At 71.3% G+C, this 24879-nt stretch carries 21 protein-coding genes, 2 tRNA genes and 1 pseudogene; 9 read left to right on the plus strand and 15 right to left on the minus strand.

The features are described 5' to 3' along the window. Positions 1-145: 145 nt before the first annotated feature. On the minus strand, positions 146-1060 hold the full coding sequence (gene htpX, locus RDV84_RS23000; protein WP_309151747.1) for a protease HtpX: 915 nt from the start codon (positions 1058-1060) through the stop codon (positions 146-148). Positions 1061-1301: 241 nt separating this feature from the next. On the opposite strand from htpX, the gene gluQRS reads away from it, so the two are divergent. The 4 genes from gluQRS (at position 1302) to phbB (RDV84_RS23020) (ending at position 4974) form a co-directional block, all read left to right on the plus strand. Next, positions 1302-2252, plus strand: coding sequence for a tRNA glutamyl-Q(34) synthetase GluQRS (gluQRS, locus tag RDV84_RS23005; protein ID WP_309153767.1), 951 nt, complete (start codon positions 1302-1304; stop codon positions 2250-2252). A 45-nt stretch (positions 2253-2297) separates the two neighbouring features. Continuing rightward, positions 2298-3038 carry an acetoacetyl-CoA reductase gene (phbB, locus tag RDV84_RS23010; RefSeq protein ID WP_078999711.1) on the plus strand — a complete coding sequence of 247 codons (741 nt, stop codon included), beginning with the start codon at positions 2298-2300 and terminating at the stop codon, positions 3036-3038. Positions 3039-3505: 467 nt separating this feature from the next. Beyond that, positions 3506-4018, plus strand: coding sequence for a polyhydroxyalkanoate synthesis repressor PhaR (gene phaR, locus RDV84_RS23015; RefSeq protein WP_057947062.1), 513 nt, complete (start codon positions 3506-3508; stop codon positions 4016-4018). Between the two features lie 215 nt (positions 4019-4233). Further along, positions 4234-4974, plus strand: coding sequence for an acetoacetyl-CoA reductase (gene phbB, locus RDV84_RS23020; RefSeq protein WP_309151748.1), 741 nt, complete (start codon positions 4234-4236; stop codon positions 4972-4974). A gap of 304 nt (positions 4975-5278) precedes the next feature. On the opposite strand, the gene RDV84_RS23025 is transcribed toward phbB (RDV84_RS23020), so the two are convergent. Both RDV84_RS23025 and RDV84_RS23030 read right to left on the minus strand, forming a co-directional pair. Continuing rightward, complete coding sequence (locus RDV84_RS23025; RefSeq protein ID WP_057947060.1) at positions 5279-6205, minus strand: M48 family metallopeptidase; 927 nt, start codon at positions 6203-6205, stop codon at positions 5279-5281. Between the two features lie 184 nt (positions 6206-6389). Beyond that, entirely contained in the window at positions 6390-8237 is a 1848-nt protein-coding gene (locus RDV84_RS23030) for an SUMF1/EgtB/PvdO family nonheme iron enzyme (protein ID WP_309151749.1), read from the minus strand. Between the two features lie 247 nt (positions 8238-8484). On the opposite strand from RDV84_RS23030, the gene rnd reads away from it, so the two are divergent. The 4 genes from rnd to RDV84_RS23050 all read left to right on the plus strand — a co-directional run bounded on the left by rnd (position 8485) and on the right by RDV84_RS23050 (position 12753). Beyond that, positions 8485-9597: a ribonuclease D gene (rnd, locus tag RDV84_RS23035; RefSeq protein ID WP_250443453.1), complete on the plus strand. Its 1113-nt coding sequence runs from the start codon at positions 8485-8487 to the stop codon at positions 9595-9597. A gap of 102 nt (positions 9598-9699) precedes the next feature. Further along, positions 9700-9775 (plus strand) — tRNA-Ala (locus tag RDV84_RS23040). Positions 9776-10121: 346 nt separating this feature from the next. Continuing rightward, positions 10122-11291: an alginate O-acetyltransferase AlgX-related protein gene (locus RDV84_RS23045; protein WP_309151750.1), complete on the plus strand. Its 1170-nt coding sequence runs from the start codon at positions 10122-10124 to the stop codon at positions 11289-11291. Between the two features lie 37 nt (positions 11292-11328). Continuing rightward, complete coding sequence (locus RDV84_RS23050) at positions 11329-12753, plus strand: MBOAT family O-acyltransferase (protein ID WP_057947057.1); 1425 nt, start codon at positions 11329-11331, stop codon at positions 12751-12753. Positions 12754-12818: 65 nt separating this feature from the next. On the opposite strand, the gene RDV84_RS23055 is transcribed toward RDV84_RS23050, so the two are convergent. Beyond that, positions 12819-13214, minus strand: coding sequence for a VOC family protein (locus RDV84_RS23055; RefSeq protein WP_309151751.1), 396 nt, complete (start codon positions 13212-13214; stop codon positions 12819-12821). Positions 13215-13351: 137 nt separating this feature from the next. Beyond that, positions 13352-13729 (minus strand): hypothetical protein, encoded by a 378-nt coding sequence (locus RDV84_RS23060; RefSeq protein ID WP_057947055.1) that lies wholly within the window; start codon positions 13727-13729, stop codon positions 13352-13354. 489 nt (positions 13730-14218) lie between these two features. Between RDV84_RS23060 and RDV84_RS23065 the strand changes: the two genes are divergently transcribed. Beyond that, positions 14219-14695 (plus strand): hypothetical protein, encoded by a 477-nt coding sequence (locus RDV84_RS23065; protein WP_309151752.1) that lies wholly within the window; start codon positions 14219-14221, stop codon positions 14693-14695. Between the two features lie 68 nt (positions 14696-14763). On the opposite strand, the gene RDV84_RS23070 is transcribed toward RDV84_RS23065, so the two are convergent. The 10 genes and pseudogenes from RDV84_RS23070 to RDV84_RS23115 form a co-directional block, all read right to left on the minus strand. Further along, positions 14764-15744, minus strand: a complete 981-nt coding sequence (locus tag RDV84_RS23070) for a cyclase family protein (RefSeq protein WP_309151753.1) — start codon at positions 15742-15744, stop codon at positions 14764-14766. A gap of 127 nt (positions 15745-15871) precedes the next feature. After that, the gene (locus RDV84_RS23075) at positions 15872-16780 is read right to left on the minus strand and encodes a LysR family transcriptional regulator (RefSeq protein WP_309151754.1); all 909 of its coding nucleotides are present in this window, start codon (positions 16778-16780) and stop codon (positions 15872-15874) included. A 116-nt stretch (positions 16781-16896) separates the two neighbouring features. Beyond that, complete coding sequence (locus tag RDV84_RS23080) at positions 16897-17349, minus strand: DUF4189 domain-containing protein (protein ID WP_309151755.1); 453 nt, start codon at positions 17347-17349, stop codon at positions 16897-16899. A gap of 428 nt (positions 17350-17777) precedes the next feature. Continuing rightward, positions 17778-19661: pseudogene (gene asnB, locus RDV84_RS23085) on the minus strand (asparagine synthase (glutamine-hydrolyzing)); the annotation flags it as partial. 129 nt (positions 19662-19790) lie between these two features. After that, a complete protein-coding gene (locus tag RDV84_RS23090) occupies positions 19791-20408 on the minus strand; it encodes a porin family protein (protein ID WP_309151757.1) in 618 nt (205 codons plus the stop codon). Positions 20409-20776: 368 nt separating this feature from the next. Further along, entirely contained in the window at positions 20777-22144 is a 1368-nt protein-coding gene (locus tag RDV84_RS23095; RefSeq protein ID WP_309151758.1) for an ATP-binding protein, read from the minus strand. Further along, positions 22141-22830 (minus strand): winged helix-turn-helix domain-containing protein, encoded by a 690-nt coding sequence (locus tag RDV84_RS23100; RefSeq protein WP_057947048.1) that lies wholly within the window; start codon positions 22828-22830, stop codon positions 22141-22143. Before RDV84_RS23100 ends, RDV84_RS23095 begins: the two co-directional genes overlap by 4 nt. Positions 22831-23135: 305 nt before the next feature. Then, positions 23136-23220, minus strand: a tRNA-Leu gene (locus RDV84_RS23105). A gap of 188 nt (positions 23221-23408) precedes the next feature. Then, positions 23409-24170 (minus strand): anti-sigma factor, encoded by a 762-nt coding sequence (locus RDV84_RS23110; protein WP_057947047.1) that lies wholly within the window; start codon positions 24168-24170, stop codon positions 23409-23411. A gap of 3 nt (positions 24171-24173) precedes the next feature. After that, complete coding sequence (locus RDV84_RS23115; protein WP_057950045.1) at positions 24174-24755, minus strand: sigma-70 family RNA polymerase sigma factor; 582 nt, start codon at positions 24753-24755, stop codon at positions 24174-24176. Positions 24756-24879: the final 124 nt, after the last annotated feature.

The raw sequence follows: 24879 nt of genomic DNA on the forward strand, positions 1-24879 counted from the left end.
GGTCGCGAGCGCGGAATCGGAAAGGCCCGGTTGGCCGCGCTCGCAGATCCGCTCTCTCCGGGCCGGCTTCCTTCGAAAAGCCCGCAAGCCGAAAAAGAAAAAGCCCGCCGGTCGGCGGGCTTTTTCGTTGCGCGGTCCGCGGCGATCAGCGGACCACGGCCGAGCCGCTGGCGCGCTCCTGCGGAGCGTCGATCAGGGCCTGGATGCGCTCCTCCAGCGGCGGATGGCTGCGCATCAGCTTGGACAGGCCGTGGCCGACCGCGCCGCTGATGCCGAAGGCCTGGACCTGGTTCGGCAGGGTGCTCTCGCCGTAGGTCAGCGACAGGCGCTTGAGCGCGGCGATCATCTTGTCGCGGCCGGCCAGGCGCGCGCCGCCGGCGTCGGCGCGGAACTCGCGGTAACGCGAGAACGCCATCGCGATCATGCTGGCGAGCAGGCCGAACACGATGTCGAGCGCGAACACGGTGACGAAGTAGAACAGGCCGCGGCCGCCGCCCTCGCGGTTGCCGCTCATCATCGCGTCGATCCAGCCGCCGACGATACGCGCGGCGACCAGCACGAAGGTGTTGAGCACGCCCTGGATCAGCGCCATGGTGACCATGTCGCCGTTGGCGACGTGGCTGACCTCGTGCGCCAGCACCGCCTCGGCCTCGTCGCGGGTCATCGCCCGGATCAGGCCGGTGGAGACCGCGACCAGCGAATTGTTGCGGTTGGCGCCGGTGGCGAAGGCGTTGATTTCCGGCGCGTCGTAGATCGCCACTTCCGGCATGCCGATACCGGCGGCCTCGGCCTGGCGGCGCACGGTGCTAACCAACCACTGCTCGGTCTCGTTGCGCGGCTGCTCGATCACGTAGGCGCCGGTGGATTTCTTGGCCACCCACTTGGACATCAGCAGCGAGATCAACGAACCGCCGAAACCGAACACCGCGGCCATGACCAGGATCGCGCCGTTGTTGCCCAGGCGGATGCCGAACACGTTCTGCAGCACCGACATGACGATGCCGAGCAGGACCAGGACGGCCAGGTTGGTGGCGAGGAACAGGGCTATGCGTTTGAACATGGTCTTATCGTCTTCGTCTGGGCGCTGGAGCCGCTGCGCGCGACCCTGGCGACGGAGCCGCGCGCCCGCGCGGCCCTGGTGTTCGACGATCCCTGTCGGGCGTGCCCTGCGTGGGCATGGCGCCGGTCTGGCCGACGCCGTTGATGTGGAAATGTGGCGAAGCGCGCGTTAATTCAACGAGAATCCGCACGACCACCGCAGCGCCACGGGTTTTCGTTCATTGTCCGGACATAAACATTCCATCGGCGGCGGCGACAACGGCGACAGCGACGCCGCAGCGCGCGCGTATCGTGGCCGCTTCGCGCCCTCGCCCACCGGCGACCTGCACGCCGGTTCGCTGCTGGCCGCGTTCGCCAGTTGGTTGCTGGCGCGGCGCGCCGGCGGCGAATGGCTGGTGCGTATCGAAGACCTCGACCCGCCGCGCGAAGTTCCCGGCGCCGCGCAGCGCCAACTCGACGCGCTGGCCGCGTTCGGCCTCGACAGCGACCTGCCGGTGCTGCGCCAGAGCCGGCGCCATGCGCAATACCAGGCCGCGCTGGATCGCCTGCTCGCGCAGGATCTGGCCTTCGCCTGCCACTGCAGCCGCAGCGACCTGGCCGCCAGCGGCGGCGTGCACCGGCGCTGCGTGGCCCACGGCCCGCGCCCCGGCCACGCCGCGCCGCAGCCGGCGGTGCGCCTGCGCGTCGCCGACGGCGCGGTCGTCGAATTCGACGACCTGCTGCTCGGCCGCCAGCGCCAGGACGTGGCGCGCGAGGTCGGCGACTTCGTCCTGCGCCGCGCCGACGGCCATTGGGCCTACCAGTTGGCGGTGGTGGTCGACGACGCCGAACAAGGCGTCACCGATGTGGTGCGCGGCGCCGACCTGCTCGATTCCACCGCGCGCCAGATCCTGCTGCAACGCGCGCTGCGCCTACCGACGCCGCGCTACGCCCACCTGCCGCTGCTGCTCGACGCGCACGGCCGCAAGCTGTCGAAGTCCGAGGCCGCCCATCCGCTGGACCCGGCCGATCCGCTGCCGGCGCTGCGCGCCGCCTGGGCCGCGCTCGGGCAGGACGCGCGGGCGCTGGTTGCGGTGGAAACTGTCACGCAACTGCTGCGCGCGGCGCGCGATTCGTTCAATCCGGCACAGATTCCGCAGACCGCTTCAGGTCTCGCCGCGATGCACAACGATCCCGACGCCAATGCTGTCTAGAATCGGTACGCGACCGCCCTTTTGCGGCCATGGAGAGCTCAGCATATGCAGTCACGCGTTGCACTCGTCACCGGCGGTACCGGTGGCATCGGCACCTCGATCGTCCAGCGCCTCGCCAAGTTGGGGCACAAGGTCGCGACCAACTATCGAGACGAGGCCAAGGGGCGCGCCTGGCAGGCGCAGATGAAGGAACAGGGTTTCGACGTCGCCATCGCCCACGGCGACGTGGCCTCGCCCGAGCACGCCGAAGCGCTGGTGCGCGAGGTCGAACGCCAACTCGGCCCGGTCGACATCCTGGTCAACAACGCCGGCATCACCCGCGACACCACCTTCCACCGGATGACGCCGCAGCAGTGGACCGAGGTCATCGACACCAACCTCAACTCCTGCTTCAACGTCACCCGTCCGGTGATCGAGGGCATGCGCGAGCGCAAGTGGGGCCGGATCGTGCAGATCAGCTCGATCAACGGCCAGAAAGGCCAGTACGGCCAGGCCAACTACGCCGCGGCCAAGGCCGGCATGCACGGCTTCACCATTTCGCTGGCGCAGGAAAACGCCAAGTTCGGCATCACCGTGAATACGGTGTCGCCGGGCTACATCGGCACCGACATGGTCATGGCGGTGCCCGAGGACGTGCGCAACAAGATCATCGCCCAGATCCCGACCGGCCGCCTCGGCACGCCGGAAGAGATCGCCTACGCGGTGGGCTTCTTCATCCCCGACGAAGCCGGCTGGATCACCGGCGCCAACCTCTCGGCCAACGGCGGCCAGTACATGGGTTGGTGACGGGCCGCCGTCGCTGCGGACCGGCCGCGCTCGCCGCGGCCGGTCGCTCGCTCCCGCTGCGACACGCGCTGCCTGCGACACGCTTCGATCGCAGGCGCCGAGCCGTGTAACTCGCTCCGGCGAACTTCGATCCCAGGCGCGCGCAGCGCACGCCCGCTTCGGCCGCCCGCGCCGCAGCCCCGTTCAGGTCTTGCGCCGCAAGCGGCAGTCCGCGCAACCGACGCGGCGAAGGCCGCGCAACGGCCGCCATCGTGAACCGTACATCCCCGCTCCCGTCCGCCGCGCGCGCGTCCGCACGACCGTGCCGCACGGCCATTTTCCGCGTTTTTCAGGGAATTCCGCCGACCCGCGCGCGAGCGCCGGCTGAGCCGCCGCGATGCCCGCCGGGCGCCGTTCCCGCCAACTGTTGCAAGGCCCGCCGCCCTGCGCCATGCTGCAAGGCACCACGTTTTTAGAGCCAAAGCTCAATGGCCTCGACTCGCGTCATCAAGAAGTATCCGAACCGTCGTCTCTACGACACCGAGATCTCCAGCTACATCACCATCGAAGACGTGCGCCAGCTGATCGTGGATGGCGAGGAGTTCGAAGTCCGCGACGCCCGCTCCGGCGACGACCTGACCCGGCAGGTGTTGCTGCAGATCATCGCCGAGCACGAACAGGACGGCGACCCGGTGCTGTCGACCCAGTTGCTGAGCCAGATCATCCGTTTCTACGGCGATTCGCTGCAGGGCTTCATGGGCAACTACCTGGAGCGCTCGATGCAGCTGTTCCTCGACCAGCAGCAGCAGTTCCGCAACCAGATGGGCGGCATGCTCGGGCAGACGCCGTGGGCGATGATGAACCAGCTCACCGAGCGCAACCTCAACATGTGGAAGGAATTCCAGCAGAACCTGTCGGGCAGCGTCGGCCAGCCGGTCACGCCCAAGCCCAAGCCCGGCCCCGGCCCCGGCGGCACCGAACCCGGCAAGCGCGAGCGTTGAGCCGCGCCTGCGTCCGCGTGCGCCGGGGCGCGCGCGGGCCGGCGTCCTGGGGAGGACGCCGCTGCCGCCGCGCCACGCGCGCAGCGGCGCTCCACCACTCGCCAGCGCTCGCGCAGACCCGCGCCCGCGCGCCGTCGCCGCATCGCCGGCCCTGACGGCATCGTCCGACCGCTAAGCGCCTTCATCGCGGGCGCGCCTTCGCTTGGGGTAATCGCATGGAAAAACGCATCGCCGTGGTCAGCGGCGGCATCGGCGGGCTCGGCAGCGAGATCTGCCTGGCCCTGGCTCGCGCCGGCCGCCGCGTGATCGCGCTGGACCTGGGCGCGCGCGCGCAGCGCATCGCCGAATTCGCGCAGCTGACCCAAGGCCACGACATCCGCTTCGAAGCCGCCGACGTCGGCGACTTCGACGACTGCGGCGCGGCGGTGGAACGCATCGCCGGGCGCGACGGCGGCATCGACATCCTGGTCAACGCCGCCGGCATCACCCGCGACGGCAGCCTGCGCAAGATGGACAAGCGCGCCTGGGACGAGGTGCTCAACGTCAATCTCGACGGCGTGTTCAACCTGTGCCGGCACACCGTGGACGCGATGGCCGGGCGCGGCTTCGGCCGCATCGTCAACATCAGCTCGGTCAACGGCCAGACCGGCCAGTTCGGCCAGACCAACTACTGCGCGGCCAAGGCCGGCATGCACGGCTTCACCATGGCGCTGGCGCGCGAGGTCGCGCGCAAGGGCGTGACGGTGAATTCGGTCTCGCCGGGCTATTGCGAGACGGCGATGGTGGCGGCAGTGCCGGAAGAGATCCGCAGCAAGATCGTCGAGTCGGTACCGGTCGGGCGGCTGGGCAAGCCGAGCGAGATCGCGCGCACGGTGGAGTTCCTGACCGCGGACGACGCCGGCTTCATCACCGGCGCGAACATTCCGGTCAACGGCGGCTTGTTCATGAGTTTTTGAGCGGCCGGATTCGGGCGCCGTCGCGAAGTCGCTTCGACGCGGCCGCGTTCACTCGCCTCGTCCGCCGCCTGCGTCGTCGCGTCCTTGCACCGTTGCCTCACCGCACCGTTGCCTCACCGCACCGTTGCCTCATTGCCGTCATTCCGGCGAAAGCCGGAACCCATTTTGACTTTGCTGTTGCTTCAGGCTCCATCGCGGCAAGCAAAAACAACCGCAAGATCAAAATGGGTTCCGGCTTTCGCCGGAATGACGGCGATGGTTGTCTCGTTGGTGCTTGTGGCGGCCGTCGCGGCGACGCCCCGCCTCAGCGCGCAGCCAGCGGCTTGTTCGCGCAATTGGCCTGATAGAACTCCAGCGCCGCCGGCATCAGCTGCTGCAGCGCCTGGATGCGGTTGGCCGGGTCCGGATGGGTCGAAGCGAATTCCGCCGGCCGCTGCCCGCCGCCGAGCTGGGACATGCGCTGCCACAGCGGCACCGCCTGGCGCGGGTCGTAGCACGCGGCCGCGGCCAGCATCAGCCCGACCTTGTCGGCCTGGGTCTCGTGGTTGCGCCCGTACGGCAACACCAGCCCGTACTGCGCGCCGGCGCCGAGCGCGCCCATGATCATCTGCTGCTGTTGCGGGTCCATCCCGCCGACCGCGGCGCCCGCGGCGACCTGGCCGAGCTGCACCAGCTTCTGCTGGGCCATGCGCTGCGAACCGTGGCGCAACAGCGCGTGGGCGATCTCGTGGCCCATCACCACCGCCAGCGCGTCGTCGTTCTGGGTCACCGGGAACAGGCCGGTGTAGACCGCCATCTTGCCGCCGGGCAGGCAGAAGGCGTTGGCCTCCTGCGAGTTGATCACCGCCACGCTCCACTTGAAGCTGCGGTAGTCGGTCGGCGCTTCCTGGTTGTTCTGTTTCGCCAGCGCCTGTGTCACCTGCGGCACCTTGTCGATCAGGCGCTGGGCGATCTGGCTGACCGCCTGGCTCTGCGGCGCGCTCGACGGCAGCAGCGCGCGCTGCGAGTTGGCGTCGTTGAGCACCTGCACGAAGGCCTGCTCGCCGAGCTGCACTTCCTCGTCGGCGCTGGTGCCGTAGTGCGCGGTCTCGCCGGTGTAGGGATCGGTCTTGGCGCTGCCGAACCACGACCACGCCGCGTACAGGCCGAACAGCAACAGGATCCACCAGCGGAATCCGCCGAACCCGCGCCGCCCGCCCCGGGCCTGGTTGCCGTAAGGGTCCACTCTCATCCGCCTGCTCCCGAAAATGCCGGGCGTCGCCGCCTCGATCCGTCGCCTGAAATCCGCCCCCGGCGCGCGCCGTGGCCGTTCACCAACATTGTGCCGCCTCTGCCCGCCCGCGCCTCGCCGCCCCTGCCGCTTCCGCTTTCGCCGCTTCCGCTTTGTCCGCTACGCCGCGCGCGCGGACATCAGATCAGATATCGCGCACCACGCGGAAGCCCAGGCGCCCGTTGGTGGTGTCGGCGCTGCTGCCCTGCCGCCACGCCGCGCGCGACTGCGCCGGCGAACTCGACCAGGCGCCGCCGCGGAACACCCGCGTGCGGCAGCCGGGGTTGAACCACGCCGCGCCGTCGCGCGGCGCGCGCCGGTAGTTGTCGTGCCAGCAGTCGGCCACCCACTCGCTGACATTGCCGCCCATGTCGTGAAGGCCGAATGCATTGGCCGCGTAGCTGCCGACCGGCGCCGGTCCCCAGGCGCCGTCGCCGTAGCCGGGGAAGGCGTTGCGCCAGCGCCGTCCGCTGGGCGAGACGTCGAGCGCGCCGGTGAGGTTGCCGGCCTTGGCCGGCGGCGCGCCGTCGCCCCAGGGATAGCGGCCCTGGGTGCCGGCGCGCAGCGCGAATTCGTACTCGGCCTCGCTGGGCAGGCGGTAACGCTGGCCGGTGGTGGCCGACAGCCACTCGGCGTAGGCGGTGGCGTCCTTGGCGCTGACGTGGACCACCGGCAGGTTGTCGGCGGCGGGCTTGCCGGCGTAGTCCGAACTCCAGTCCACGCCGCCGCGCCGCACCAGGTTGCCGCTGCGCTCGTCGTAGGCGATGGAATAGCCGCGGCGGCTGGCGCGGGCGCGGTGCTTGCTGGCGTTCATGAAACGGCGGAACTCGCCGACGGTGATCTCGTAGCGCGACACCGCCAGGCCGCGCTCGAAGCGGATATTGCGCAGCGGCCGCTCGGCGTCGCTGGAATCGGCCTCGCCCGCTTCGGCGCCCATGCGGAACGCGCCGTGCGGGATCACCACCATCTGCGGGCCGCGCCCGCCCTGGTCGGTGGCGTCGGTGAACACCTGGCCGGGGCGGAACAGGCCGTAGTGGGTGGCCAGTTCGATCCGCTCGCGCAGCTCGGCCGCGGCCGGGTCGCCGGGCGGCGCGATCCGCAGCAGGGTCGCCAGCACGCCGCGCGCGTCGTCGATGCCGCGCAGCTTGGGCAGCAGGGCGATGCCCTCGTCGCGCAGGCGGCGGATGCGCTGCTGGCGCTGCTCGGCGATGCGGCCCTGGGCGTCGGAGGCGGTCTGCATCTTCGGCCGCACCAGCGCGGCCTTGGCCAGCCAGCGCTCGGCGCCGGCGTAGTCGTCGCGGTCGGCGGCCAGTTCGGCGCGGCGGATCAAGGCGCTCTCGGCCGCGGCGATGCCCTGCTGCGCGCGCGCATCGCGCGGGCGCGACTCCAGCGCCGCGCGGAAATGCGCGAGCGCGCCGCCGCCCTGGCCGTCCTCGCCGATGTTGCCGGCGTTGAGCGCTTCCTCGCCGAGGCGGTCGGCCTCCTGGGCCTGGTCGGCGGCGTCGAGCCGTTCCAGGAACGCCTCGACCTTGCGGTGCTCCGGCGCCACCGCGCGCGCCACCGCCGCGGCCCGGTGCGCGTCGCGCAGCGCCAGCGGTTCCTCGTCGATGCGCTTGAGCGCGCCGTCGCCCTCGGCCAGCAGCAGCGCCACCGCCCGGTCCAGGCCGATGGCGATGGCGCGGTCGGCGGGGGCGAAGGCGCGCAGGGCCAGGTACAGCGGGATCGCCGAATCGGCGCTGGCGTAGAGGTCGCCGGCCTTGAGCGCGGCGTCGGCGCGCTTGCGCAGCGCGGCTTGATTGTCCTCGTCGACCGCCACCGCCGGCGGCCGCCACGGCGGCACCGGCGAGACCGCCTGGTCGGCGCTGACCGTCACGATCGGCTGGCGCGGCGCGGTTTGCGCGTCGGCGCGGCGCTCGCGCTCGCCGCAGCCGGCCAGCAGCCCGGCACAGGCCAGGCCCAGGATCAGCGTGCGGGTCCAGTGAGTTGCGCGCAAACCTGCGGCCTCTGCGGGGGATGCGAAGACCCGCGCAGCATATCGTCTCAGCGGCCGCCGCCGGGAATCGACGGCGCTCGCGGCCGGCCGCGGGCGCGGCCGCGACCGGATCGGCAAAGCCCGCGACGCGCGATTTCGCAGGCGATTTGCGGTTTTTTCCCGGCCGTTCCGGCTTCCCCACGCGATTTGAGCTATTGTCGCCCGCCCGGGCCCCGACCCGGCCGACTCCGCTTCCCGCTCGCCGCCCATGCCCGTCTGGATCAACACCCCCGCCGCGCTGCAAGCGCATTTCGACACCCGGCCCGCGCGCATCGGGCTCGACACCGAGTTCATCCGCGAACGCACCTACTGGCCGCAGCTGGCCCTGGTGCAGATCGCGATCGAGCGCGAAGGCGAGGACGAGCCGACGATCCTGCTGGTCGATCCGCTGCGCCCCGGCATGACCCAGGCGCTGGCGCCGATCCTGGCCGACACCGCCATCCTCAAGCTGGTGCACAGCCCGAGCGAGGATCTGGTCGCGTTCAAGCACGCCTGCGGCGTGGTGCCCAAGCCCTTGTTCGACACCCAGCAGGCCGCGGCGCTGGCCGGCATCGGCGGTGGCCTGGGCTACCAGAAACTGGTCGAACAGCTCACCGGCGTGGCCCTGCCCAAGGGCGAGACCCGCTCGGACTGGATGCGCCGGCCGCTGTCGCCGTCGCAGCTGGACTACGCCGCCGACGACGTGCGCCACCTGTTCGCCATGCACGACGCGCTCGACGGTCTGCTCGCCCAGCTCGGCCGGCAGCAGTGGCTGGCCGAGGACGCCGCGCGCACCGTGGTCAACGCCGAGAACGAGGCGCCCGAGCGCTGGCCGCACCTGTCGATGCGCAGCGCCCAGTTCCTCGACGCGGCCGCGCAGCGGCGCCTGCTGCGGCTGCTGCGCTGGCGCGACGGCTACGCCCGCGACAGCGACAAGCCGCGCAGCTGGATCCTCGACAACGAACTGGCCGTGGCCATCGCCCGCCAGGCGCCGGCCGATCGCGACGCGCTGCAGCGCCAGATCGAGAGCCACCCCAAGGCCCCGCGCAAGCTGGTCGAGGCGATCTGGACCGCGCTGTCCACGCCGCTGGCCGACGAAGCGCAGGCGCCCGACGCCGGCGTCGCCGAGACCCGCGACAAACAGCGCCTGCGCCAGCTGCAGGAGGCCGTGGCCGGCCGCAGCGCCGCGCTCGGCCTGCCCGACGGCGTGCTGGCCTCGCGCCGCTGGCTGGAGGCGTTGCTCGACCACGGCGAATGGCCCGAGGCCCTGTCCGGCTGGCGCCGCGCCGCGCTGGAACCGGCGCTGGCGCCGCTGCTGGCCGCGCCGGGCGGCGCCGCCTGAGCCGCGAGGCCGTTGCGGCGAGCCGGGCGCCAGCGCGAATTTTCGCCTCGGGGCTAGCGCGCCCGCCGCAGGCCCGCTAAACTTGCCGCCTCAGATTCATGTGGGGCCATAGCTCAGCTGGGAGAGCGCGTCGTTCGCAATGACGAGGTCGGGAGTTCGATCCTCCCTGGCTCCACCACTCGATTCACGAAAAGGCCGACGAGCGATCGTCGGCCTTTTTGTTTGCGCGCGTCCCGCGCGGCGCCGCAGCCGGGCATCGCGCGCGGTCGCGCCTGCATAGCCCCGGGACGGAACTGAGACCGGGGTAGCGAAAGCGCCGCGAAACGCCGGCGACGCCCTGTCCCATGGATCGCATACCCGCCCCGGGCCGCCGGCCGCGGCCGGCTCGGCCGGCTCGCGCCTAGACCGGTCCGCCCCTGCGCTATGATGCGCACCGCAGGCGCACGGGGTGTGACTGCAAAACACTCTTTACGGACCTACGGAGCACCGCGCCCCGGCGCGCTCCCCCATGCATTAGGAAGGCGATGTCGTACAACGCCGAAACCGCCGGCCCGCTGCGTTCGGCCTCCCGCCTCAAGCTTCGCACGGCGCTGCAGTTCGCGTTCTGCGCGGCGATCTTCGCCGCCAGCCTGGTCCCGGCCGTGCTGACCCTGCGCAAGCAGCCGCCGGATGTGGAGAAGGTGCAGGAACTGCGCAAGCTCGCCGAGTTCCCGAGCGCCTGGGAAGGCGGCGCGCTCGCGGTCGACAAGAACTATGTCGCCGTCGACCGCTGGTTCAACGACAACCTCGCCTACCGCAGCCTGATGATCCGGCTGAAGAACCAGCTCGATTACTCGCTGTTCCGCTCCTCCAGCCGGGTCTACTTCGGCAAGCGCCGCGAAATCTACGGCCGCAACCTGCTCGACAACGAGCTGCCGGCGGCCGAGCGCCTGTTCGCCACCGACGAGGCGATCGAGAAGACCCGCAACGGCGTGGCCGCCTTCGACCAGCGCGCGCGCGCCCAGGGCGTCACCGTGATCTGGATCGCGCCGCTGCAGCGCGCGCACTTCGACCAGAGCCGGCTGCCGTTCTTCGCCCCGCGCCTGCCGCAGCCCTCGCGCTTCTTCGCGTTCTACAACCGGCTCAAGCAGACGCCGCAGCTGCAGTTCGTCGATCTCTACGCGCTGATGCGCGCCGAGCAGTCCAACTTCCCGCTGTTCTTCCGCCAGGACTTCCACTGGACCGACCTGAGCGCGCGGCTGGTGGCGATGGACGTGGTCGCGCGCATCGCCAAGCTGGAGGGTTCGCCCAAGCAATGGGCCTACCCGCTGGAAGTCGAGGAAACGCCGTACGTCGGCAGCGACATGCGCTTCGCCGCGCTGCTGCACGCCAAGCCGCTGGTGGAGCCCGGGGTCAAGAAGAACTGGGCCGACTTCCACGTCTACAACGCGCGCAGCACCGCCGAGACCGGGCTGGAGTTCGACACCGACAGCCTGCCGGGCAAGGGGCTGCTGCCCAACACCTGCCTGTTCGGCAACAGCTTCTCCGACGGCATGGTCCGGGTCGGCCTGGGCGACCACTTCGAATCCTTCACCCGTTTCGACCGCAACGGCTCGGTGCTGCAGGCGCCGGAAACCGCCCGCGCGCGCGGCTGCAAGTACCTGATCATCCAGCTGCTCGACATCTCCCCGGCGTGGTCGGTGTTCGCTTCGTAACCCGCCACTTCTTCCGTCTTCCAGCCGCCGAACGCCGATGGTCTTCTCGTCTCCCGCTTTCCTGTTCGTTTTCTTCCCGCTGTTCTTCGGCTTGTATTTCCTGTTGCCGCGCGCGCTGCGCAACGCCTGGATCCTGCTGTCGAGCGTGCTGTTCTACGCGCTGGGCGCGGGCCCGTTCACGCTGCTGCCGCTGGGCCTGGTCGCCGCCAACTGGGCGCTGAGCCACCTGATCGAGCGCTTGCGCGATCGCCGCATCGGCGCGCTGCCGGCCGACCGGCTGGCGCTGTGGCTGGGCGTGGCGATGAACCTGATCCCGCTGCTGCTGTTCAAGTACCTGGTGTTCTTCGCCCAGATCGCCGCCGACTTCCTCGGCCCGATGGCCGCGTTCGATCCGGCCAAGCTGGGCTGGATCCTGCCGCTGGGCATCTCGTTCTACAGCTTCCACTTCATTTCCTACCTGGTCGACGTCTACCAGCGCCACATCCCGGCCGAACGCAGCGTCGCCAAGTTCGCGATCTACATCTTCCTGTTCCCGCACCTGGTCGCCGGGCCGATCGTGCGCTTCGCCGAGATCAAGTCGCAGCTGGGCATCGAGCGCCGCGGCCTGGTCGGCCGCGACGTGTATTGGGGCCTGCTGATCTTCATCGTCGGCCTGGCCAAGAAGATCCTGATCGCCGACCCGCTGGGCTCGGTGGTCGACGTGGTCCACTCCGGCGACCTGCACCTGTCGACCTATTCGGCGTGGCTGGCCGCGCTGTGCTACTCCTTCCAGATCTACTTCGACTTCTCCGGCTACACCGACATGGCGATCGGCATGGCGCGGATGATGGGCTTCCGCTTCCCGCAGAACTTCGACCGCCCCTACACCTCGCACAGCGTGACCGAGTTCTGGCGGCGCTGGCACATGACCCTGTCGCGCTGGTTCCGCGACTACCTCTACATCCCGCTCGGCGGCAACCGCGGCAGCGCCCAGCGCACCTACTTCAACCTGCTGGTGATCTTCGTGCTGTGCGGCCTGTGGCACGGCGCGGCCTACACCTTCCTGGTCTGGGGCCTGGGCCACGGCCTGCTGCTGGTGCTGGAGCGCGCCAAGCTGCTGCGCCTGCAGAACCTGCCGGCGGCGAACCTGTGGGTGTTCGCGCTGGTGACCCTGTTGTGGGTGCCGTTCCGCTCCAAGGACCTGGCCACCACCGGCAAGCTGCTCAAGGCCATGTTCGGGCTGGAACCGTCGGTGCCGTTGTGGGTCGAGGCCAACCGGATGCTGGCCAATCCCAAGATCCTGTTCCTGCTGGCCCTGGCCGCGTTGATCTGCCTGATCGGCCGCCCGACCTTCGACAAGCTGCGCAGCTTCAGCTTCAAGACGCCGGCGCTGATGCCGGTCTACTGCGCGGTGTTGTACTTCCTGGCCTGCATCTCGGTGGTGGAAAGCGGGTTCAACCCGTTCATCTACTTCCAGTTCTGAGGCCCGACCGCGCCGCGCGGCCGCGCAGGCGGCCACGCGCGTGCACCCGCACTGGCCTGGGCGCATCAGTCCAGGTTGAGCTGCCACGACACTCCAAAGCGGTCCTGTACCCAGGCGAATCGCTGGCTGAAGCCGTAATTGTCCAGCGGCATCAGCACCTTGCCGCCCTCGCCCAGCGCCTGCGCCAGGACGTCGAGCTGTTCGCGCGACTCGCAGGTCACGAACAGCGAGCTCGACGGAGTGAAGTCGAAGGCGTGCTCGACTGGGCTGTCGCTGCACATCACGGTCAGGTCGCCGAGGGCGAAACTGGCGACCATCACCGAGCCCTCGGGCCCGTGCTCGCCCGGGCCGTAGCGGCGCACCTCGAGAATGCGGCTGTCGGGGATCAGCGAGACATAGAGGTTCATCGCGGCCTCGCATCGGCCGGCGAACATCAGGAACGGGCAGACCTGGACGGGCATGGCGCGGCCTCGGCTTCGTCGCGACCCGCGGTCGCGGAAGCTGCAGGGTAGCGCCGCCGGCGTTGCCGCGACGGCAAGCGAATCGTGTCGAAGTGTGAAGCCGCGGCGCCGGGCGCGATCCGCGCGGCGCAGCCGCGTCAGGACCGCGCCGCCAGCCGCCGTCGGTTGTGTGCGACCGTTCGCGCGACCGGCCGCAATCCGCTGGCCAGCACCGCGTCGCCGGCGCGCGCCGCCTCGCGCCACCAGCGCAGCGGATCGTCGCCGGCCGGACCCAGCCAGGGTTGCGGGCGCAACCACCAGCCGGCCTGCCACTGCCACCACTGCATCGACATCTGCCACCAGGCGTCGCCGAGCGCCAGCCATTTTTCGTCGACCATGCGCTGCAGTTCGCGCACATCGCGCGCGCTCGGTGCCGACGCCGCGCGCGAGATCGCGCCGAGCCGGCTGGCGATCACCCACGGCGCGTGCTGGCCGATGGCGATCAGTTGCGATTGGGAACGCCGTGCGCTGCGCATCTTCGTCTCCCGGCCGGGCCCAGGCGCGATCCCGGCTCGTGTTGGGTGCCGGCGCATCGCGAATGCGGGCGCCATTGCTGCGGGCCATCATGGCGCCGCCGGCGTTACCGGGACGTGTCGGGAGCGAGACGCGCGCGGGTCTGACAGGCGCAGAAAACGCGGGGCCGCGCGCGTTATCGCGACGACCGTCGCCATGCCGCGGCCGCCTGTCGCGGCGCGGTCGTGCGGCGGACGCCCGCATCGCCGATTCTGCAATGTCCGCTGGCCGCCGCGGCCAGGCTCGCTTCGCACAAGCGCCGATGCCGCCGCCCTGGCCGGCGCCGACGGACGCCGCGCCCGGCCCGATCGCCGGCGCGCCGCACTCCGATCGCGTCCGACCCTGCAAGACGCGCGCAAGCGTTAATGGGCGCGCCGACGGATCGCTGCGCGACCGCGGCGGGCGTCGCCGGCGACACGGCGCGCCCTTCCCCAGTTCCGACAAGGAGTCTCATGAACCTCAAGCGTTTCGCCCTGTTCTGCGCGCTGGCCCTGGCCAGCCACGGCGCCCTCGCCTCCGGCTGGACCTCGCTCGGCCGGCTCAACGCGCCGACCGGGTTCCCCCAGGCCGGCACCTGCAACCTGCGCGTGATCAACCACTACTGGAGCAGCAAGCCCATCGTCGTGCCGAGCGCGGTCAACCGCTACGGCCCGACCAACGTGCAGTACGTGTTCGCGTTGGATCTGAGCTCGCTGCGCACCTTCACCAGCAACTCGGTGGCGCTGTCACGGTTCAAGACCGCGGTGGACGCCTACAACGCCACCGCCGGCGCCAAGAGCCTCTCCGCCACCCTCAGCGTCGGCGACTTTCCCGGCGTGAGCATCAACCTGTCGTACGCCGATGCCGCCGGCCTGGTCCAGGGCAGCGGCTGGGGCGTGGCGCCGTCGGAACTGCAGTACTACGAGCTGCAGGAATCCTGCCCGCAGTAAGCGTTCGCGCGGACACGACATCGCGGGGCCCACGGCGGCCCCGCGATGTCGCGCCGCGCCGCCGGAGCTCAACGCAGCGGGATCGCGATCGGCCGCAACGGCGCGGCGTCGCCGCCGCGGATCTTCAGCGGCCCACCGATGAAGGCGAACTCGTAGACGCGGTCGCGCGAGAGTTCGTCCAGCGCGATCAGCTCGATGATCGGCACGCCGTGCTGCGCCAGCAGGTAGGTGTGCAGCGGCACGTACTCGCCCTGCACTTCCGACGGGAAGGTCTCCAGGCTCAGATTGTCGGCACCGAGCACCATCGCCCCGGCTTCTTCGACCAGATAGCGCGCCGCGTCGATGCCCAGGCCCGGCGGCTGGGCGATATAGGCGTCGGCTCGCTCGAACAGCTTCATCCGGCCGGTGCGGATCAGCACGATGTCGCCGCGCTGCAACTGGGTCTTCTGCTTGTCCAGCGCTTCGCGCAGGTCCTGGCGGGTGATGCGGTACTGGTCGGGCAGCATCTCCACGCCCTTGGCCGCGGCGATGTCGAGCATCACCCCGCGCGCGACCAGCGGCGGGAATTTCTCGATCCCGGCCTTGTTCCAGCCGCGGTCGCCGAGGTGCCGGTCGGCTTCGAAACCGTTCCAGATCCGCCCGCCGATGCCGAAGTGGTTGAGCGCGTCGATATGGGTGCCGGTGTGGCTGTACATCGAGAACGCGGTGCCGGTGTAGCTGGTGTGGGCGTTCATCGCTGCGCCGACCTGCATCGGATCGTCGACCTGGGTGCCGCGCGGGGTATGGGTCATCCAGAACTGGTAGTGCGGATCGCCGGCCGCTTGCCAGCTCGGCATGCCGATGAAGTACTCGGTGGCCAGATCGTAGACCTTGCCGCCGCGCAGGCGGCCGAGCACGGCCGCGCGCGATTGTTCGGTGATCAGGTTGAGCCGGCCGATCTGGTCGTCGGCGCCCCAGGGGCTGCGGCCGACTTCGGCGGCGGAGGCGGACGCGAGCGGGGACAGGGCCAGCGCCAGCGCGACGGCGGCGAGGCTGCGGGGGACGTTCATCGGGAATCTCCATGCGTTCGCGCCGGTGCGGCGCGGATCGGGCGGCGCCTTGGCCGCGTGCAAACAGCATGGGCGCCGCGGCGCGGGCGAAACAGCCGCGCCGGGTGCAGGGACTGTTCGCTGGCGCTCAGCAATCCGCGGCCAGCGCGGCCGGCAGTTCGTCGCCGAGGAAATCGACGAAGGCGCGCACCTTGGCCGGCAGCAGGCGGCCGGTGGCGTAGACCGCGTGCACGTGACGCGGCGGCTGGCGATGGCGCGGCAACAGTTCGCGCAGGCGGCCGGCGGCGATCGCCGGCGCGGCCACGAACGCCGGCAGGCTGCCCACGCCGTGACCGTCGACCAGCAGGTCGCGCAGCAACAGGCTGTTGTTGGCCGCCACCCGCGGCGCCGGCAGGGTGAATTCGCTGGCGCCATCGGCGCCCTGCAGCTGCCACGCGCGCGGCGACTGCGACAGGCTGTAGCCCAGCAGCGCGTGCCCGCACAGTTCCTGCGGCGTGCGCGGCTCGCCGTGGCGCTGCAGGTAGGACGGCGCCGCGCACAGCAGTTGTTCGACCTGGCCCAGGCGGCGCGCGACCAGGCTGGAATCCTCCAGCTCCGAACGCAAGCGCACCGCCACGTCGAAGCCCTCGCCGACCAGATCGACGACGCGGTCGTCCAGCGCCAGATCCAGGCGCAGGTGCGGATGCGCGGCCAGGAACCGGCTCAGCAGCGGCGACAGCACGCACAGCCCGAACGACAGCGGCGCGTTGATCCGCAGCAGGCCGTCCACGCGTTCGGAGCCTGCACGCATGCGCTGTTCCAGCGCGTCGATCTCGTCGAGCAGGCGGCAGCATTCGGCGTAATACAGCCGGCCGCCGTCGGTCAGGCTCATGCGCCGGGTGGTCCGCTGCAGCAGCACCGTGCCCAGGCGCGCCTCCAGTTGCCGCACCTGCTTGCTCAGGCCGGCCGCCGACAGCGCCAGATCGTCGGCGGCACGGGCGAAGCTGCCGAGTTCGACCACCCGGCGGAAACTGCGCATCAGGGCGAGGGAGTCCATGCGGCGGCGGTCGTGCGATGAGGGCCGGCCATGATGCCGCCGGCGGGCCGGCGCGGCCAGCCGGGCGGCGCGATCGCGCGCGCGTCGCCGCCGCTGCGCGGGCGGCGCCGGCGCGCTCACTCCACCCACTGCGCCGGGCTGCATTGCGCGTGATAGGGCCGGCAGCCGCTGAGCCCGCCGCGCCTGCAGATCGACAGTCCCAGTTCGGTCGCCGCCTGCGCCGTCGGCGAAACCGCCACGCTCGATCCCCGGTCGGCCGCGATCAGCGCCCCGCACTGGTCGGCGAAGGTCAGCATCAGCGCGCACTTGCGGCCGCCCTTGCGCTTGCACGCCGCCAGCGCCGCGCGTTCGGCCGACGGCTTGCTGCGTTCGCCGCTCGCCGCGCCCAGCCCGGCCGTTTCGTCGAGCGCGAACGCGCCCCAGCGGCTTTCCCAGTGCGCGGCGCGCGCGGCGGAAGCGCGCGCGCAGCCAGGGTCGTTCGCCGCGCGAGGGGCCGCGCAGTCCTGCGCATGCGCGCCCGCCGCGAACAGCAGCATCAGCGCCCACGCGGCGCAGCGGATTTGCTTCATGTCCGACTCCCCAAGCGAGCCCCGCCTTCGCGCTCGCCGGGATCGAACACAGCCTGTCCGGCGAGGTTTCGCCCGAACGCTAGCATCGGAAAAATCGCCGCGACAAGCGCGCGATGCGCGCATGCGGATTCGAACATCAGTGGGTGCGAACGATCCTCACCGAATCGGCACGCTCAGTGAGAACCGACGGCACGCATAGATCATCGGCACGCCGATACGACCCTCGTCGCCAGCGCGATCGGCCATCATCGCGCCGTCGCCGCGCGCGGCCACAGCGCGCGGCCACCGCGCAGAACGCCGCCTCAGCCGGCGGCGCTCTCCAGCGCCGCGAGCCGCGCCCGCGCCCGCGCCGGCGCGACCGGTTCGACCACCGCATCGAGCGCGATCGCCGCCGGCATCGGCTCGGCGGCGAAGCGGTGCCGCTCCAGCCAAGCCTGGAACATCAGCACGTTCCACAGATGGGTGTGCCACTTGCGCTCGCCGGACTGGAACCCGGTCCACACCGCGCGGATCGCGCGCGGGTCGAAATGGCCTTCGCGGCGCAGGCGCGATTCGTCCAGCAGGCCCTCGGCCCACTCGCGCAGCGGCCCGCGCAGCCAGCGCGCGACCGGCGCGCCGAAACCGGTCTTGGGCCGGTAGATCAGCTTGTGCGGCAGATAGCGTTCGAGCAGGCGCTTGAGCACGTACTTCTGCTCGCCGCGATGGTGCTTGAGCGCGGTCGGCAGCGACCAGGCGAACTCGATCACGCTGCGGCCCAGCAGCGGCGAGCGCGTCTCCAGGCCGCAGGCGCTGCCGGCGCGGTCGATCTTGGTCAGGATGCCGTTGGGCAGGTCCATGCGGAAATCCAGGAACTGCACCCGGTCGGCTGCGTCGCCGACCGGCAGGTAGGCCTGCGGATCGAGGAACGCCGTCGCCGGCTCGCACGCGCCCGGCACCACCGCGGCGGGGTCGCGCCAACGCGAAACGCGCTGCAGGTAGTGGTCCTCTACCGTCTGCGCGCGCAGCTCCGCCCACAGCGCGCCGAACCCGCCCAGGCGCGCGCGCTCGGCCTCACCGCCGCCGCGGCGCGGCGCCAGCCGCCGCAGCGACGCCGGCAGGCGCTGGTTCCAGCGCGCATTGCGCACCGCGCGGCAATAGGCCGAGTGGCCGAAGAACAGTTCGTCGCCGCCGTCGCCGGTCAACGCCACCGGCGTGCGCCGCGCGACCAGCTCGCTGGCGATCAGGGTCGGCACCTGCGAGGAATCGGCGAACGGCTCGCACCACACCTGCGGCAACCGGTCGATCGCCTCCAGCGCCTCGCGGCCGCCGACGCGGTGCTCGGTGTGGCGGGTGCCCAGCGCGCGCGCCACCGCGCGCGCCCAGTCGCTCTCGTCGTGGCGGTCGTCGTCGAAGCCGATCGCGTAGCTGTCCACCGGCGCGGACGACTGCGCCTGCATCATCGCCGTCACCAGCGAGGAATCGGTGCCGCCGGACAGGAACGCGCCGACCGCGGCCGGCGCGCGCATGCGCGCCGACACCGCCTGTTGCAGCAGGATTTCCAGTTGGTCCACGGCCTCGTCGGCGCCGATGTCGCCGCGCAGTTCGACCGCCTCGGCCATGCGCTGGCGCGCGCACCAGTAGGTCTGGACGTCGTGCGCGGGCCGGTGCGCGCCGGCGCCGGCGCGCAGCGCCTGCGCGGTCATGCGCAGCACCCCGCCGGGAGCGAGCTTGAACACGCCGCGATGGATCGAGAACGGCGCGGGAATGTAGTCGTAACGCAGCAGCAGGCTCAGCGCATCGCGGTCGACCGGCGCGTCGAAGCCGGGATGGCGGTGCAACGCCTTGAGTTCGGAGCCGTAGGCGAAGTCGCCGTCGATCCAGCCGTAGTACAGCGGCCGCTCGCCGATCCGGTCGCGGGCCAGCCACAGCTGGCGTTCCTGCCGGTCCCACAGGCTCAGCGCGAACGCGCCGTCGCAGCGGCTCAGCGCGCGGCGCAGGCCCCAGCGCACGATCGCGGCGAGCATCAGTTCGGCGTCGCCGGCCTGCGCGTCGACCGCGTCCAACGCGACCAACTCGCGGTGCAGCGCCTCGCGCGCGTACAGCGCGCCGTCCAGGCTCAGCAGGTAGCGGCCGTCGGCGCTGGCCACCGGCTGGGCCAGGCCGTCGCGCTCGCGGCAGTGGGCCAGGGCGACGCCGGCGGCGCAGTCGCTCCACAGCGCATGCGCGCGCGGGCCGCGGTGATGCAGCGCGTGGATCATCGAGCGCATGCAATAGCGCAGGCGATCGTCCTCCCAATCCGGCTGCGCGCGCCAGAGTCCGGCCAGGCCGCTCATGCGGGCCTGCCCGCGAGGCGGCGGGCGCGAGTGCGAAACGGCATCGACGGCGTCGTGGTCATGGTCGTGGGCTCGGCAGGGTCGGTCGCGGCGCGAGCGGCGGCGGCCCGCTCGCGCCGACGGGGCGGGTCAGAAGCGGTACATCACGCTCAAGGTGGCTTCGCCGGTCTTGATGTCGTCGGCGCCGGCCTTGCGGCGGAACGCGCTGTCGGCCTTGCTCAGCCCGGTCACGTCCAGGCGCAGGGCGAACTGATCGGTGAAGTGGTAGTTCGCGCCGACGCCGAGCGCGGCGATGTTGACGGTTTCGCTGGCCTTGCCCAGGCCGACGGCGCCGCGCACCGGGGTGAACTCGTTGCGCGCGCGGCCGACGGAGGCCTTGCCGAAGATCTCGAAACGCTCGCCGATCGGCAGGATGCCGAGCGCGCTGAGCTGCAGCGAACGGGTGTCGTAGTCGCCCAGGCCGCGGCGGCTGACCTCGCCGAACAGGTCGTGGTAGGAGCCTTCCACGGCGAAGTAGCGGTTGAAGCGATAGCCGCCGCCGAGCACGAAGCTGGTGCTGCCCTTGTCCTGGCTGCGCTTCTGCCCGGCCGGCAGCGCGGAACGCTTGGCGTCCCATTGGGTGGTCGCGGCGCCGACGCCGCCGTAGGCGTAGAAGCCCTCGCGTTCGCCGGCGCCCTGGGCGTGCGCGGCGGTGGACAGGGTGAAGGCGATCGCGGCGGCGGCGAGCGCGGACAGCGTACGTTGCATGCGGGTGGAACTCCGTCGTGTGGGGGACGGAGCCATGTTCGGCGCAGGCAAGCGCGACGTCAGTTGCAGTATCTGGGTGCGCGCGTGACCACCGGCGACGCTCGGTAACGGAGTGTTACCGGACCGTGGGGCGGCGGCGATCGAGGATCGGAGCCGCAAGCGCGAACGCCCGCAGCGAGGATCGACCGACGGCGCAATCGAAGTCGCGCGCGGGTCGTACGGCTCTGGCCCGGACGCGCTGGCGCGAAGCCGACGCCGAGCCCGTGCGCGACCAGACTATCCGAATCCGTGCGTTCTCGCGCAGCCCGCAGCCCGCCGGCGCTACTCGCCAGCGCAGCGCAGGATGCCGTCGAAACATTCCGCTGCGCTTACTGCGCCGGCAGATCGATGCGGAAACTCGCGCCGCCCAGCGCCGAATCGGCGACGCTGGCGCGGCCGCCGTGCTTTTCCGCGATCACCCGCACCAGCGCCAGCCCCAGGCCGAAGCCCTCCGGGTGCTTGCGCAACTGGGCGAAGGGTTGGAACACGCGCTCGCGATCGGCTTCGGGCACGCCCTCGCCGTCGTCGTCGACCTGCAGCGCGTAGCCGTCGCCGGCGCGCGCCACGCTCACCGCCACGCGCATGCGCGCATGGCGCAGGGCGTTGGCGATGAGATTGCGCAAGGCCAGTTCCAACGCTTCGCGGTTGGCCGGCAGGCAGTCCACGCCGCCGCCGTCGAAACTCAGCATCAGCGGCGGCTCGGGTTCGAACACATCGGCCAGGTCGGCCAGCAACGCGGCCACCGGCACCGGCTCGCGTTCGATCCCGACCATGCGCCCGATCCGCGCATAGGCCACGCTGTGCGCGGCCAGGTGCTCCAGGCGCTGGATGTCGGTCTCCAGGCCCTCGCGCAGGTGCGCGCGTTCGTCGTCGCCGCCGGCCTGTTCCAGCATCTCCAGGCCGAAGCGCATGCGCGCCAGCGGCGTGCGGATCTCGTGCGCCACCGCCTGGGCCAGGATGCGCTGGCTCTCCAGCACCTGCTGCACCTGCCCGGCCATGTGGTTGAGCGCGTGGCCCAGCGGGTTGACCAACTGCGTGGTCACCTCCGGCGCGCGCGCGTCCAGTTCGCCCGCGCTCAACGCCTCGGCGGTGGTGCGCAGGCGGCGCAGGTCGCGCCAGAAGCGATAGACCAGGAAATACAGCGGCAGCGCGATGGCGAGGAAATACATCGCCAGGATCACGATCGAATCGATCAGGTCCAGTTCGCTCCACGGCACGCCCTGCACCATCACATCGTCGAAATCGCCCAGCGCCACGGCCTGGTCGGTGCCGGGCAGGCGCTGGTAGGTGTAGGCCTCGTCCTCGCTCTCCATCACCACGTCGCCGCGCTGCAGGCGCTGCCATTCGCGCGCGGTCAGGCTCTCGCGCAGTTCCGCCAGCGACGCCAGCCGCACCGGGTAGGCGAAGCGTTCGCTGAGCTCGCGCCCCAGCGCCGGCCAGTCCTCGCGCGGCGTCTCCAGGTAGCGCTGTTCGATCAGGTAATGGGTGCCGCGTAGTTGCGCCTCGCCGTAGGCGCGGCTGTTCTCGTCGGTGATGCACAGCCACGCCGAGATGCCGCCGACCACGACCACCGCGTAGATCAGCACCACGATCAGGTAATAGCGCACGAACAGGCCGAAGTGGCCGTGCCGCGCCGGCGCCGGCCGGCGCGGCCACCACCGCCGCGCCAGTGAGGCGGTCCAGCCCGGAGCGATCATTCCCACGCGGCCCGGTTGAACAGGTAGCCCTTGCCGCGCACGGTCTTGATCCGCTCGGGTTCCTCGGCGAGATCGCCGAGCTTGCGCCGCAGGCGCGAGATGCGCGCATCGATGGAGCGGTCCAGGCCGTCGAACTGGATGCCGCGCAAGGTCTGCAGCAGATCGTCGCGGCTGAGGATCTGGCCGGCGCGGCCGGCCAGCAACACCAACAAGTCGAACTCGGCCGTGGTCAGGTCGATGCGGCTCTCGCGCAGGGTCGCCTCGCGGGTCTCGCAATCGATGCGCAACTGGCCGAAGCGCATCACCTTGCCGCCGTGGCGCGCGGCGTGGTCGCGGCGCAGGTGCGCGCGCAGCCGCGCCAACAACACGCGCGGTTCGATCGGCTTGCCGATGTAGTCGTCCGCGCCCAGTTCCAGCCCCAGCACCTGGTCGATATCGTCGGTGCGCGCGGTGAGCATGCAGATCACCCCGGTGTAGCGCGAACGCACCGCCCGGCAGATCTCGAACCCGTCCTGGCCGGGCAGCGACACGTCCAGCAGCACCACTGCCGGTTGCAGTTCCAGGATCGCGGCGACCGCGCGCGCGCCGTCGGTTTCCAGGGCGACGTCGTAGCCGTGCTTGCCCAGGTAATGGGCCACCAGCGAGCCGAGGCGTTCGTCGTCTTCGATGAGCAGGATGTCGGTCATAACCACGGAGCTGGGAGTCCGGACGCGCCCGCGTCGCGGGCGCGCCTCGCGCTGCGGCCCCTGGGGCCGGACCGGGTCGGGCCGGGGCCGGAGCGCGCGCTAAGCGGTCAAGTATTGCCCGCCCGTCGACAGTTGACCCGCTCGCCGGCGCCGCCGCTTCAGCCGGAAGTCGGAGACCTGACTGGTTGCGCCCGCCTCGTTCAGGCTGGGCCCGCGGCGTCGGACCCGCCGGGCGGCGGAAACGAAAAACCCCGCTTTCGCGGGGTTCTCGTTGCGCTTCGTCGCGATGCGTCGAAGCTATGTAGTGGTGCCCAGGAGAGGACTCGAACCTCCACGGTTTTACCCGCTAGTACCTGAAACTAGTGCGTCTACCAATTCCGCCACCTGGGCCTTCCGCGTCGTTGCCGATGAACCGGCGCCGCTGCGAGGAGGCGTATGTTGCGTTGCGGCGACTCGACTGTCAACGGTTATTTGAAATTTTTTTTGCAGCCCGCCGCGCACGCCATCGCATCCCCGGACCGCCGTCGCGCCGCCCTTCGCGGGCCGCTCGCGCGCGCGGGCCCGGGCGCCCGCGCGCATCACAACGCGATGTTGCCCTTGGCCACGATCGGCCCGGTCGGCACCCCGTGCGGCGCGCCGCCCGGCGGCTCCAGGGTGATCGCCAGGGTCGCGCCGGCGGCGAGCTTGGACAGCGCCTCCGGCGAGACCTTCAGCGAATCGGCCCACTCGGTCGAGATCAGGCCCAGCGAACGCGGCGCCTCGCCCTTCGGAATCAGCCACAGCTCGGCGACGCGGCCCTGCGGGTCTTCCGGCGTCGGCACCGCCATGGTCATGACCTTGGCGTGGCGCAGGTCGATCGAGGCCAGCCAGCCGGCGCTGCCGTCGTCGCGGGCCAGGCGGGTCACCGGGAACGCCGGCTGGTGCTCGATCATCAGCGGCGGCTTGTCGGCCAGCGGCGGCGCGACCGGCGCCGGCGTCGGGGCGCGACCGCTCCACCACGCCACCACCGCCAGCGCCGCGGCCGCCGCGGCGGCGCCGCGCCAGAAACCGGCGCTGTGCCACAGCCCGCGCGGCCGTTCGCCCTGCACCGGCGACCAGCCCAGGCGCACGCGCAGGCGCGGCCACAGCTGCGCGGGCGCGGCGACCGGTTCGATCTCCTCGATCAACGCGGCCAGGCGGCGCTGCCAGTCGCCGACCAGGCGGGCGAACGCCGGATCGGTTTCCACGCGCAATTCCGCCAGCCGGCGTTCGCGCTCGTCCAAAACGCCCAGCACATACTCGCCGGCCTGCACATCGGCGCCGGGCGGCTCGCGGTCGATATCGTGTTCGCGGATGTCCATGGCTCAGCGCTCCAGGCAGGCGCGCAGCTGGATCAGGCCGCGCCGGATCCAGCTCTTGACGCTGCCCAGCGGCGAGCCGCTGCGCTGGGCCAGTTCCTCGTAGGTGCAGCCTTCGAAGAATGCGGTGCGGATCAGATCGCGGCGGCGCGCGTCGAGCTCGTCCAGGCAACGCCGCAGGCGTTCGCGTTCGTCCAGGCGCTCGGCCTGCGCCGCGGGCGTGGGCGCGGCGTCGGCGAGTTCCTCCGACAGTTCCAGCGGCGCGCGCCGCAGCGCCGGCATCGCGCGCAGGCGGTCGATGGCCTTGTTGCGCGCGATCATCGCCAGCCACACCGCGGCGCTGGCGCGGCCGGCGTCGAACTGGCCGGCCTTGCGCCAGACCGTGGCGTAGACCTCCTGCAGCACGTCCTCGGCCTCGGCACGCTCGGGCAGCAGGCGCAGGCACACGCCGAACAGGCGCGCGGAGGTGTCGCGGTAGAGCCGCTCGAACGCGGCGCGGTCGCCGCGCGCGATCGCGCCGAGCAATTGCGCGGCCGCGTCGTCGCCGGCAGCGGGTAGTCCGGACTGCGTGGCCGTGGATTCGGTCATCTGCGCCTCGGTGATGCGCGCCGCAACGGCGCGCGAATGCGGGGATTCTAGCCAGCTTGCCAGCGGATTCGGCAAATCCGCACGACCGTCCGGCGCCGCCGCGGCCGCGCCGAAGCCGGCCGCG

This window comes from Lysobacter yananisis, assembly GCF_031199375.1.
Taxonomy (GTDB): domain Bacteria; phylum Pseudomonadota; class Gammaproteobacteria; order Xanthomonadales; family Xanthomonadaceae; genus Lysobacter; species Lysobacter yananisis.

What these genes read in the sequence shown, in the direction of transcription:
- RDV84_RS23110 (WP_057947047.1), bottom strand. Translation starts at nt 24,170, where the DNA reads ATGGACATCCGCGAACACGATATCGACCGCGAGCCGCCCGGCGCCGAT.
- RDV84_RS23090 (WP_309151757.1), bottom strand. Translation starts at nt 20,408, where the DNA reads ATGCAACGTACGCTGTCCGCGCTCGCCGCCGCCGCGATCGCCTTCACC.
- rnd (WP_250443453.1), top strand. Translation starts at nt 8,485, where the DNA reads ATGCCCGTCTGGATCAACACCCCCGCCGCGCTGCAAGCGCATTTCGAC.
- phaR (WP_057947062.1), top strand. Translation starts at nt 3,506, where the DNA reads ATGGCCTCGACTCGCGTCATCAAGAAGTATCCGAACCGTCGTCTCTAC.
- phbB (WP_078999711.1), top strand. Translation starts at nt 2,298, where the DNA reads ATGCAGTCACGCGTTGCACTCGTCACCGGCGGTACCGGTGGCATCGGC.
- RDV84_RS23075 (WP_309151754.1), bottom strand. Translation starts at nt 16,780, where the DNA reads ATGGACTCCCTCGCCCTGATGCGCAGTTTCCGCCGGGTGGTCGAACTC.
- RDV84_RS23060 (WP_057947055.1), bottom strand. Translation starts at nt 13,729, where the DNA reads ATGCGCAGCGCACGGCGTTCCCAATCGCAACTGATCGCCATCGGCCAG.
- RDV84_RS23080 (WP_309151755.1), bottom strand. Translation starts at nt 17,349, where the DNA reads ATGAAGCAAATCCGCTGCGCCGCGTGGGCGCTGATGCTGCTGTTCGCG.
- RDV84_RS23095 (WP_309151758.1), bottom strand. Translation starts at nt 22,144, where the DNA reads ATGATCGCTCCGGGCTGGACCGCCTCACTGGCGCGGCGGTGGTGGCCG.
- RDV84_RS23115 (WP_057950045.1), bottom strand. Translation starts at nt 24,755, where the DNA reads ATGACCGAATCCACGGCCACGCAGTCCGGACTACCCGCTGCCGGCGAC.
- RDV84_RS23100 (WP_057947048.1), bottom strand. Translation starts at nt 22,830, where the DNA reads ATGACCGACATCCTGCTCATCGAAGACGACGAACGCCTCGGCTCGCTG.
- RDV84_RS23055 (WP_309151751.1), bottom strand. Translation starts at nt 13,214, where the DNA reads ATGCCCGTCCAGGTCTGCCCGTTCCTGATGTTCGCCGGCCGATGCGAG.
- RDV84_RS23065 (WP_309151752.1), top strand. Translation starts at nt 14,219, where the DNA reads ATGAACCTCAAGCGTTTCGCCCTGTTCTGCGCGCTGGCCCTGGCCAGC.
- RDV84_RS23050 (WP_057947057.1), top strand. Translation starts at nt 11,329, where the DNA reads ATGGTCTTCTCGTCTCCCGCTTTCCTGTTCGTTTTCTTCCCGCTGTTC.
- htpX (WP_309151747.1), bottom strand. Translation starts at nt 1,060, where the DNA reads ATGTTCAAACGCATAGCCCTGTTCCTCGCCACCAACCTGGCCGTCCTG.
- RDV84_RS23025 (WP_057947060.1), bottom strand. Translation starts at nt 6,205, where the DNA reads ATGAGAGTGGACCCTTACGGCAACCAGGCCCGGGGCGGGCGGCGCGGG.
- RDV84_RS23070 (WP_309151753.1), bottom strand. Translation starts at nt 15,744, where the DNA reads ATGAACGTCCCCCGCAGCCTCGCCGCCGTCGCGCTGGCGCTGGCCCTG.
- phbB (WP_309151748.1), top strand. Translation starts at nt 4,234, where the DNA reads ATGGAAAAACGCATCGCCGTGGTCAGCGGCGGCATCGGCGGGCTCGGC.
- RDV84_RS23045 (WP_309151750.1), top strand. Translation starts at nt 10,122, where the DNA reads ATGTCGTACAACGCCGAAACCGCCGGCCCGCTGCGTTCGGCCTCCCGC.